The following is a 9,194-nucleotide window of genomic DNA, read 5'->3' as shown; positions in this document are numbered from 1 at the left end:
GAGGCGACGCGGGTTCAAGGCCGCCGAGGGACGGGGCTCGGCGGTCGTCTCGACGAAACGTCAGTATCCGTCGTAGGGGCTGCCCGAGGAGAAGCCGAGGCCGACGCCGATGTCTGCCGAGCTGGCGCCGGTCACGCCGAGGGCGTCCGGGATCGAGCCGATCCGCAGGCCGCCGCCGTAGCCCGCGCTTCGGTACCCCCCGCCGTAGCCGCCCCCGTGATATCCGCCGCCGTACCCGCCTTGATCGCCGCCGTATCCGCCGCCCACCGGCACCCAGCCGGAGCGGGCGGGGGCGACGAGGACGCGGCGGCTGACGCTGGCGTATTCCGGCGGGATCGTCTCGGGGATCGACTGGGCCGGCTGCACGAGGACGCGGCGGTGCTGCGTCGCGTAGTGCGGCGGCGTGGTGACCCAGCAGCCGATCAGCTCGCCGTAGGGACCGCGGCTGGTCGACCAGTGGCGCCCGCCCGGCGACACCAGAACCCGCTCCGACACGGTGTCGTACACCGGAGGCGTGGTGCGGTAGATCGTGCGGGGCGGGCGCACGAGCACGTTCTCGTGCACCGTGTCGAAGACCGGCGGGGTCGAGACGTGGCGGTAGCATTCCGAACCGTAGCAGCCGCCGGCCCGGGCCGGCGCGGCGAGGAGGACGGCACCGGCGAGGGCGGCGAGAAGGGCGGAGTTTCGAGCGACCGGCGCGGTCATGACGGCTTCCTCTGATACGCTGAACGAGCGGGATGGCGCGAAGGTCGCGCACATCTCGACGCCCAAGAGGCCGTCCGGTTGCTGTACAAGCAAGCGGTATTGGGAAGTAAGGTAAAATTAACCCTCGATCTGGACTACGTAGCAACCGTGTGCTTAAGTACATTCATGGTCGCGCGCCGGTAGACGACAAGGGGGCCGCCCGCTCAGGTCTGGCCCCGCTTCAACTCGTAGAAGATGTGGCGGCCGATGACGTCCATCCGGCGCAGGCGGCGCGACCAGCCGGGCTTGACGTAGTCGGCGTGGTAGTGGGTCGCCTCGCCCACCTCGGCAAGGTAGGTCCGGCCCTCGATCACGGACTGGGCGATCCGGGTGGCGGTGGCCCACGCGCCGGCGTCGGCGATGCGCAGCGCCTTGCCCTCGCAGGCGAAGGAGAACTGGCATCCCATGTAGCGTTGGCGGTTCTGGTAGACGACGCCGCAGACGTTGGCCGGGTAGAGCCCGCTCTTGACCCGGTTCAGCACCACCTGCGCCACGGCGGCCTGGCCCGCTTCCGGCTCGCTGCGGGCCTCGAAGTAGACGGCCTCCGCGAGGCAGCGCTGCTCCTTGTCCATCGCCTCGGGCCCGATGAGGTCGGCGTAGCGGTGGCGGGCATCGTCGGGCAGCGATGGAGCGGCGGGCGCCTCGGGGCGGTCGGTGCGCAGCGAGAAGCCCGGCAGCGCGAGGCTCGCGCTCGCGACCTCGACGGGGGTCGCGTCGGCCGGCGCCGGCGTGGTCGAGGACAGCGCGACCGCGCGCGGGACCGCGGGGGTCGAGCCGTCGTGGCGCTCCGGCTCGCCGTCGGTGGTGGCCGCGGGGCCGCCCGTCGATTCGGTGCTGGCCGAACCGGTGCCGAGCCCGAGGTCGGGGACGGGCACGAAGCCGAGCTCGGGTTCGAGGTCCGGGTTCCAGGTGGCCGTCCCCGGCGTCAGCAGTCCGGTGACGTTGCCGGTGAGGTTGGCGAGCAGCAGGGAGGCGCCCGCCTCGCGCAACGCGGTCGCCCTCCGCTCGAAGCTCGGGCCGGGGGCTCGCGCCGGGTCGCCCTTCCCGTCGCGCCGGACCAGCGGGAACACCCGCGCCTCGGCCTTCATGTCGGCGCGCAGCGGCGCGTCGCCGATGCGCTGGCGGCTGCGGGCAGCCTCGGCCCGCTCCGCGGCGAGCATGGCGCCGTCGCGGCGCGGGCTCGCGCCGATCAGGGCGGTGCCGCTGGGCAGGGCGGGGGCGATGCGCCCGTCGCTCTCGGCCATGCGGCTCGATCCGAGCGTCGTCTCGGTGCCGGCGCTCGCCGTGAACGAGACCAGCAGCCCGAGCCCGGCCATCCAGGGGGTGAAGGCGGTGGCGAGCCCGATCAGGCCCGATCCGCGTCGTCCTCGTCTCGCGCCCACGCCGAACCGACCCGCACTCGAAGCCACGCCCGACGATCCTCCCGGCACGTTCCGGTGCGAGGATGGCCGGCACGCGATTTATCGCGCGGTATGGTTGCGGCCGGGTTAAAGCGGCTCGGTCCCGCGGCGCCTCAGGCCGCTCGAACCGCCTCGACCTCGAGAACGGGCCCGCCCGGTCCCATCCGCTCGCGCATGACGATGCGATCGCCGGGCGCCAGGATGCCGAGCGCCACGTCGCGATCGGGCAGAACCACGGTCGTCGCCGTGTTGAGGTGGACGAGCACGTGGCGCCGCATCGGGATCGAGGCCGCCGCCCAGCGCTTGAGCTGACCGTAGTACGGCTCGCGCCTCCAGGCGTTCGCTTGGCCCGGATCGACCTGGACGTTCATGTTGCGGCTCACCGGATCGAGGCTGAGCACCATCTTGGACCGCTCGGGCTTCCACTCCGGCCCGAGCCAAGTCTCCGTCATCCAGAGGCAGTGGAACGCGCGGCAATGATCGGGCCGGGTCTGGTGAATCGCGCAGCCGCGGCCGGCCTGGGTGTGGCGGCACCACTGGCCGGCGACGCTGGCGACCGCGGGCACGTCGTAGACCTTGCAGCACAGGGTGCAGGAGCCGCAGGCGCGGCCGGGCGCAGGCGTGGCGGTGACGGTGGCGGGATCGGGCATCGCAGCGGGCATGGATTGCAGAATGCGCCGGGCGGTGGCCGGCCGCGGGCTGAACGGGGTACCTGAGCGCGCATCGGGTCGGTAATGTGGCGGCGGCCTTCGCATCACAGACCCGGGACCGCCGCATGCTCTCGAACCTCGCCGCCCGCGACGTCGAAACCCTGATCCACCCCTACACCAACCTCGACGCGCACCGCGCGAACGGACCGCTGGTGCTGGAGCGGGGCGAGGGCGTCCACGTCTACGACACGGAGGGACGGCCCTACATCGAGGGGATGTCGGGCCTGTGGTGCACGGCGCTCGGCTACTCGAACGGCGAACTCGTCGAGGCGGCGCGCGCGCAGATGGGCAAGCTCCCCTTCAGCCACCTCTTCTCCGGCCGCAGCCACGACCCGGCGATCGAGCTCGCCGAGGTGCTGAAGGAGCTGATGCCGATCCCGACCTCGAAGATTTTCTTCACGTCCTCCGGGTCCGAGGCCAACGACACGCAGGTGAAGCTGGCTTGGTATCTCAACAATGCGCTGGGCCGTCCGAAAAAGAAGAAGATCATCGGGCGCCAGCGCGGCTACCACGGGGTCACCATCGCCAGCGCCTCGATGACCGGCCTGCCGGCCAACCACAACGACTGGGACCTCCCGCTCCCGGGCTTCCTCCACGTCTCCTGCCCGCACCATTACCGCTTCGCGGAGGCGGGCGAGTCCGAGCTCGATTTCTCGCAGCGGCTCACCGACGAACTGGAGGCGACGATCCTGCGCGAGGGGCCGGAGACGGTGGCGGCCTTCGTCGCCGAGCCGGTGATGGGGGCCGGCGGCGCGATCGTCCCGCCCGACGGCTACTTCGCGAAGATCCAGGCGGTGCTTGCCCGCTACGACGTGCGCTTCATCGCCGACGAGGTGATCTGCGGCTTCGGCCGGCTCGGCACGTGGTTCGGCAGCGAGGCGCTCGGGCTTCGCCCCGACACGCTCTCCTTCGCCAAGGCCGTGACCTCCGGCTACGTGCCGCTCGGCGGCGTCAGCGTCGACGCGCCCCTCTACGAGGCGATGCTCGACCGGAGCCGCGCGCTCGGCACCTTCGGCCACGGCACCACCTATTCCGGGCACCCGGTCGCCTGCGCGGTCGCGCTCAAGACGATCGAGATCTACAAGCGCGAGCGGATCGTCGAGGGGGCGGCGGCCAAGGCGCCGCACTTCCAGGCGCGGCTCTCGGCGCTGTGTGACCATCCCATCGTCGGCGACGCCCGCGGCATCGGCCTGATCGGCGGCCTGGAGATCGTCGCCGACAAGGCGTCCCGGCGCCAGTACGATCCGAAGGCCGGGGTGGCCGCCAAGTGCGTCGCCTTCGCGCAAGGCGAGGGACTGATCGTCCGCTTCCTGATGGGCGACCGGGTCGCGGTCTGCCCGCCGCTGGTGATCAGCCCGGAGGAGATCGACGCCCTGTTCGACCGCCTGACCCGCGCCCTCGACCGCACCGCGGCCTGGATCGCGACCGAGGGCCTGGAGGCGATGCCGACCGCACGATCGTGAACGCGGTCTCCCGGTCGCGTCCGTCGTGAGGCCGCCCGGCAACGCCGCCGAGGTCTGCTTTACGGGCGCTCGGTGAGTTCGTAGCTCCCCGAACCGCTGACGAACACCTGCTCGGTGCCGTTGCCGCGCGGCTGGACGTTGCTGTTGGCGCGCAGCGACACCAGCCGGCACTCCGCCTTGAAGACCTCCTTGAGTGCCGTGCATTCGCGCGCCGCCATCCCGTAGACCGCCTTCCGGGCGGCCTCGGTCTGGCGCACCTGCTCCTCGATGGCGGAGCCTGGGGCCAGGGGGATCTGGACCGACAGCGACGCCTCGATCCGGATCGGCGTGCCGCGCACGCTCGCTCCGGATGGGATCGGGCGCATCGGATCCGGGTCCGCCAGCGCCGCGCCCGAGAGGGAGCAGGCGAGCACGCCCATCCCGAGCAACAGCTTGGATCGCAACACCTGGGATCGCATGACAACCGGTCTCCCTGTCCTCGATCGGAGACTGACACGCATCTCCTTCAGGGGTGCTCGACGGCGCCGTGAAATTGCGTGCGAACCGGCAATGCCTCGTTAACGCTGTGCCCCTCGCTCGCGCCGCATCGGACTTCGACGGCTCGATGCGGACGGATGCCCTGAACTGCTACGTTTCCTTAATCCTGCGTTCAGCCGGGTCGCGTCCTTATCGATCGTCCGCCGGCTCAAGAACTGCGGACGCGCCGTCGCGGCCGCACCCGGCGGCGAGGGCCGAAATCCCACGGCCCGGAACCCGAGAGACGATCGGACAGGAGAGGTCCCATGAACGCCCGAGACGAGACGCACGGTGCGGAGGCGCCCGGCGCGGCGCGAGACTTCGAGCGGCGGCAGATGGAGCAGGCCGAGCCGTGTCACGGCTTCCGTCCGCTGGCCCTGCCCGCCCTCGCCGCAGCGGCTCAACTCCGCAAGGCCGCGGTCAAGCCGGACCTCGCGCCTGCCGAGCGCCGGGGCATCCTCGCCATCGTCCACGAGGATGCGCCGCTGGTCTGAGCCGCCGCGCGCCTGCCTCCCACAGCTCATCCGATTCAGCTTTGCTGAACGGACTTGCGCCAGGGTCTCCCGGCGTGGGACGTGCGCCGTGCTTTGGCCGGACTGTTCCGGCAAGAGCGCGACCGCGCTCGCACCGGTGCGATCACGAGGCCAACCCATGCTGATCCTGCCGAGCCGAAGGCAAGTCCTGACCGGACTCGGCGGCTCGGCCGCCGCTCTCGTCGCGTCCACCGGCGCCTACGCCTTCGGAATCGAGCCGCTCCACCGCCTCGTGGTGACCCGCTACGCACCCTGCCTCCCGCACTGGACGCCCGGATTGTCGCTCAGGATCGCGGTGCTCGCCGACTTCCACGTCTGCGAGCCGTTCATGCCCCTGGACCGCGTCGCCGAGATCGTCGACGCCACGAACGCACTCGCCCCCGACCTCATCCTGATGCTCGGCGACTATCCGGCCGCCGGCCGGATCGCGTGGCGCAAGGTGGCGCTCTCCGACTTCGCCCGCGTCGTCTCCGGCCTGCACGCGCCGCTCGGCGTCCACTCCATCCTGGGCAACCACGACTGGTGGGACGATGCCGCGGCCCAATCCGCCCGCGGCGGGACTCCGGAGGCGCGCCGGGTGCTCGAAGCCGTCGGCATCCCGGTGATGGAGAACGACGCGGTGCGGCTGGCGAAGGATGGGCAGCCCTTCTGGATCGCCGGCCTCGGCGATCAGCAGCCGTTCCTGATACTCGATGACGGCCGCGACGACCTGCCCGGCACGATGGACCGAATCACCGACGACGCGCCCGTGATCCTGATGGCGCACGAGCCCGACATCTTCAGCGACGTGCCCGAGCGGGTCTCGCTGACGCTCGCCGGCCACACCCACGGCGGTCAGATCCGCCTGTTCGGCGTCTCGCCCGCGCTCCTGCATCGCCGCCACGCCTACGGCCACTACGTCGAGGCGGGCCGCCACATGATCGTCTCCGGCGGCTTCGGCGTCAGCCGCGTGCCGGTGCGCCTCGGGGTGCCGCCGGAGATCGTGCTCCTCGACCTCGGGACGCCGGACCGGGACGCGCCCCGCGCCTGAGTCGAGGCGCCTCGATCCGGATGCGGGGCATCTCCGGGCGCGCCGTTCATCCTCCGATAACCGGATCTCCGAAAAAGGCGTGCGTTCCGCGGGGCCTTAGCGATCTGGTCTTGCGGGGACGCTACGTGGTGGGTGAGCCACACGACGGACGCCATGCGCCAGATCACCGGGCGATCCCTGACGATCGCCTACGCCACGGCCCTGATCATCGTCGCCGCGATGTCGCTGGCGTCGCACGTGATGCTGTCCCAGGTGCTGGAGCAGTCCCAGGGCGCGGCCTCGGTCGTGAACGTCAGCGGCCGCCAGCGGATGCTCTCGCAGCGCATCGCCAGCCTGTCCGCGCAGCTCGCCCGCGGCGACCTGAGCGCCCGCGCGGACCTCGACACGGCGATCCGCCAGTTCGAAGCCGCGCACCGCGCCCTGATGGAGGGCAGCCGGGACCTGCACCTGCCCAGCGCCGCGAGCCCCGAGCTTCAGACAATCTACCGTGGCGGTGCGCATCCCCTCGACCCGGCGGTCTCGGCCTTCGTCGCCCGGGCGCGCACCGTCGCGGCCCTCGATCCCGCCGATCCGGGCATGGCGGCGGCGCTCGAACCCGTCTTCGCCGCGTCGCGGGCGCCCCTGCTGGCCGACCTCGACGCCGTCGTGCAGGTGCACGAGCGGACCAGCGAGCGGCAGATGACGATGCTGCGCCGGATGCAGACGGCCTCGCTGATCGTGGTGCTGCTTACCCTCGTCGGAGAGGCGCTGGGCATCTTCCAGCCGATGGTGCGCCGGATCGCCTCCTACAGCCGCGACCTCCTCAACATCGCGAGCGTCGACCCGCTGACGGGCGCCCTGAACCGGCGAAGCTTCACCGAGCGCGCGACGGCGGAGTTGCAGCGGGCGCGCCGCGTCGGCCGGTCTGCCGCGGTGCTGATGCTCGACGCGGACCACTTCAAGGGCGTGAACGACCGCTACGGACATGCGGGCGGGGACGCGGTGCTGTGCGCCCTCGTCCGGACGATCGGCGAGACGTTGCGGCCGACGGATCTGCTGGGCCGGCTCGGCGGAGAGGAGTTCGCCGTTCTGCTGCCCGACGCGGACCTGGAGGGTGCGCGGGCGACGGCCGAGCGCATTCGCCAGCGGGTCGCCGACCTTCGGGTCGCGGACCCGAGCGGTGCGATCGCCTTCACGGTCAGCATCGGGGCGGCGGCCTGCGAGGCGGAGGCGCCGTCCGTGCAGTCCGCCCTCGACCAAGCGGACGCGGCCCTTTACCGAGCCAAGGCGCAGGGTCGCAACCGCGTCGTCACCGCCCCCCCGAAGCCCGATCCGACCGAGGCCGCGCCCTCCGGCCGCGCGGCCGCCGCATGATCAGCGCGTGAGGCGCGACTTGCTCGCGTCGCGCCCTATGTCACCGGGCATGCGCGCGCTCCTGCCGACTCTTGTCCTCATCGCCCTCGCCGGCACCGGCCTCGCGGCAAGGGCCGACGAGTGCGACGCCCTCGTCGATCGGGTGACGGCCGAGACCGCGGCCAAGACCGACGACCGCCGCCGGGACTACGCGAGCTTCACGGCGGGACCGGATACGACGCTGACGCTGGCCTGCGGCGCCCCGGACTTCTCCTCCATCGGTGCGCAGTTCCGCGGGGGTACTCCGCCGGACGCCTATTACGACCTGTTCGGGCGGGCCGGCCACGCGGTCACCGGCATCGACGCGGCGGTGATCACCGAGGCCGCCCACACGGCCCAGGCCGCGGCCGTGCGCCTGCGCCACAGCAACGTCGACCTCGGCGGCGCTCGCGTCACCTGCGCGGCCATGACCTCGCCGGAGCAGGGGCCGCTGACGCTCTGCGCGGTGATCGAGCACAGCGACCGGAGCTGACGTCTGCCCGGCCCACGGTGTCGGGGCAATACCGAACCTGTGCCTCAGACGAAGTGGCGGAACACCGTCTCACCGTCGGGCACCGCCACGCCGTTCGCGAGCAGGTCGGCTGCGCAGCGATAGGCGAGGAGCAGACCGCCGGAGAAGGCGGCGAGCGCCAGGAGCAGCGGGTTCGCCAACGGTGTGACCGCGACGGCGAGCGCCACCACCGGCACGGCGATCCGATGAAGCTGCGTCGCGATCGTCATGTCCGTGGCCTCGCCGCTGTCTGGTCTATCGGGCGCTCACGGTAGGGACCGGAGATTGCGCGACTGTTTCCTGCGCCGGCCGCGCTGGTCTCCTTGTGCTTCAGCGCACATCGCCCGTGATCTGCCCCGAACGTCATGGCTGCGCAACAGCCGATCACCCGTTGCTCAGGCGTGATGCCGGCGGCGGACAACGGGCGGGCGGGCAGGGTCTAATCGTCGTCGTCGGGCTCCCCGCGGTAACGGCGCCGGGGCGCGTCGCCGCCGTCATAGGGCCTGCGGCTCGGCCCGTCGTAGTCCCGGTCGCGTCCGCGATAGCCGGATCTTTCGTCCTCGCCGCGGTAACCGTCACCGCCGCGGCGTCGGCTGTCGACCAAGCGGGGCGCGTACCAGCAGCTCTTCCGCTGTCCCGGCGCGGGATCGCCGAAGGTTTGCGCGTTGCATGGGATCGAGCCGCCCTGCGGGAACGGGCGGCCGTTCGTCTTGCCCGGTACGCCGTAGTAGACGTTCGTCGGATGGGGCATGCGGCAGATGCCCCCGTCCTGGGCGCAGGGGATCGTGTTGACCGTGTCGAGCTGCGCCGCGGCCGGCGAAGCGTCGACCAGGGCCGCACCGAGGCAGACGATTCCGAACACGATCGCCAACGACGCGGCCGTTCCGCAGCGCATGATCTCGATCCCCATCTCGAT

Annotated in this window: 11 protein-coding genes; 5 read left to right on the top strand and 6 right to left on the bottom strand. The window is 71.7% G+C overall.

Annotated features, from left to right (window positions below; translation table 11 throughout):
* Positions 1–60: 60 nt before the first annotated feature.
* The 3 genes from ACFE8Y_RS02710 to ACFE8Y_RS02700 form a co-directional block, all read right to left on the bottom strand.
* Entirely contained in the window at positions 61–705 is a 645-nt protein-coding gene (locus ACFE8Y_RS02710; protein WP_375462841.1) for a hypothetical protein, read from the bottom strand.
* Between the two features lie 203 nt (positions 706–908).
* A complete protein-coding gene (locus tag ACFE8Y_RS02705; protein WP_375462858.1) occupies positions 909–2,060 on the bottom strand; it encodes a cell wall hydrolase in 1,152 nt (383 codons plus the stop codon).
* A 197-nt stretch (positions 2,061–2,257) separates the two neighbouring features.
* Positions 2,258–2,794: a hypothetical protein gene (locus ACFE8Y_RS02700; protein ID WP_375462840.1), complete on the bottom strand. Its 537-nt coding sequence runs from the start codon at positions 2,792–2,794 to the stop codon at positions 2,258–2,260.
* A 125-nt stretch (positions 2,795–2,919) separates the two neighbouring features.
* Between ACFE8Y_RS02700 and ACFE8Y_RS02695 the strand changes: the two genes are divergently transcribed.
* The gene (locus tag ACFE8Y_RS02695) at positions 2,920–4,317 is read left to right on the top strand and encodes an aminotransferase (RefSeq protein WP_375462839.1); all 1,398 of its coding nucleotides are present in this window, start codon (positions 2,920–2,922) and stop codon (positions 4,315–4,317) included.
* Between the two features lie 59 nt (positions 4,318–4,376).
* Here ACFE8Y_RS02695 and ACFE8Y_RS02690 read toward each other — a convergent pair whose 3' ends face one another.
* Positions 4,377–4,775, bottom strand: a complete 399-nt coding sequence (locus tag ACFE8Y_RS02690; RefSeq protein WP_375462838.1) for a hypothetical protein — start codon at positions 4,773–4,775, stop codon at positions 4,377–4,379.
* A 324-nt stretch (positions 4,776–5,099) separates the two neighbouring features.
* Between ACFE8Y_RS02690 and ACFE8Y_RS02685 the strand changes: the two genes are divergently transcribed.
* The 4 genes from ACFE8Y_RS02685 to ACFE8Y_RS02670 all read left to right on the top strand — a co-directional run bounded on the left by ACFE8Y_RS02685 (position 5,100) and on the right by ACFE8Y_RS02670 (position 8,260).
* A complete protein-coding gene (locus ACFE8Y_RS02685) occupies positions 5,100–5,327 on the top strand; it encodes a hypothetical protein (RefSeq protein ID WP_375462837.1) in 228 nt (75 codons plus the stop codon).
* Between the two features lie 157 nt (positions 5,328–5,484).
* Positions 5,485–6,396, top strand: a complete 912-nt coding sequence (locus ACFE8Y_RS02680; RefSeq protein ID WP_375462836.1) for a metallophosphoesterase — start codon at positions 5,485–5,487, stop codon at positions 6,394–6,396.
* A 132-nt stretch (positions 6,397–6,528) separates the two neighbouring features.
* Entirely contained in the window at positions 6,529–7,749 is a 1,221-nt protein-coding gene (locus tag ACFE8Y_RS02675) for a diguanylate cyclase (protein ID WP_375462835.1), read from the top strand.
* A gap of 49 nt (positions 7,750–7,798) precedes the next feature.
* Positions 7,799–8,260: an ABC transporter ATPase gene (locus ACFE8Y_RS02670; RefSeq protein ID WP_375462834.1), complete on the top strand. Its 462-nt coding sequence runs from the start codon at positions 7,799–7,801 to the stop codon at positions 8,258–8,260.
* 44 nt (positions 8,261–8,304) lie between these two features.
* On the opposite strand, the gene ACFE8Y_RS02665 is transcribed toward ACFE8Y_RS02670, so the two are convergent.
* Together ACFE8Y_RS02665 and ACFE8Y_RS02660 are read right to left on the bottom strand one after the other, a co-directional pair.
* Positions 8,305–8,508, bottom strand: a complete 204-nt coding sequence (locus tag ACFE8Y_RS02665) for a hypothetical protein (RefSeq protein ID WP_375462833.1) — start codon at positions 8,506–8,508, stop codon at positions 8,305–8,307.
* 209 nt (positions 8,509–8,717) lie between these two features.
* On the bottom strand, positions 8,718–9,140 hold the full coding sequence (locus tag ACFE8Y_RS02660; protein WP_375462857.1) for a hypothetical protein: 423 nt from the start codon (positions 9,138–9,140) through the stop codon (positions 8,718–8,720).
* Between the last annotated feature and the right edge of the window lie 54 nt (positions 9,141–9,194).

The sequence above is a fragment of the uncultured Methylobacterium sp. genome, assembly GCF_964242245.1.
Taxonomy (GTDB): Bacteria; Pseudomonadota; Alphaproteobacteria; order Rhizobiales; family Beijerinckiaceae; genus Methylobacterium.
Note: the sequence above shows the minus strand (reverse complement) of the source record. Positions and strands in the feature narration are given on the sequence as shown.

Bases quoted from the DNA above. Each gene is read 5' to 3' on its own strand.
- ACFE8Y_RS02710 (WP_375462841.1), bottom strand. From the start codon at position 705: ATGACCGCGCCGGTCGCTCGAAACTCCGCCCTTCTCGCCGCCCTCGCC.
- ACFE8Y_RS02705 (WP_375462858.1), bottom strand. From the start codon at position 2,060: ATGGCCGGGCTCGGGCTGCTGGTCTCGTTCACGGCGAGCGCCGGCACC.
- ACFE8Y_RS02700 (WP_375462840.1), bottom strand. From the start codon at position 2,794: ATGCCCGATCCCGCCACCGTCACCGCCACGCCTGCGCCCGGCCGCGCC.
- ACFE8Y_RS02695 (WP_375462839.1), top strand. From the start codon at position 2,920: ATGCTCTCGAACCTCGCCGCCCGCGACGTCGAAACCCTGATCCACCCC.
- ACFE8Y_RS02690 (WP_375462838.1), bottom strand. From the start codon at position 4,775: ATGCGATCCCAGGTGTTGCGATCCAAGCTGTTGCTCGGGATGGGCGTG.
- ACFE8Y_RS02685 (WP_375462837.1), top strand. From the start codon at position 5,100: ATGAACGCCCGAGACGAGACGCACGGTGCGGAGGCGCCCGGCGCGGCG.
- ACFE8Y_RS02680 (WP_375462836.1), top strand. From the start codon at position 5,485: ATGCTGATCCTGCCGAGCCGAAGGCAAGTCCTGACCGGACTCGGCGGC.
- ACFE8Y_RS02670 (WP_375462834.1), top strand. From the start codon at position 7,799: ATGCGCGCGCTCCTGCCGACTCTTGTCCTCATCGCCCTCGCCGGCACC.
- ACFE8Y_RS02665 (WP_375462833.1), bottom strand. From the start codon at position 8,508: ATGACGATCGCGACGCAGCTTCATCGGATCGCCGTGCCGGTGGTGGCG.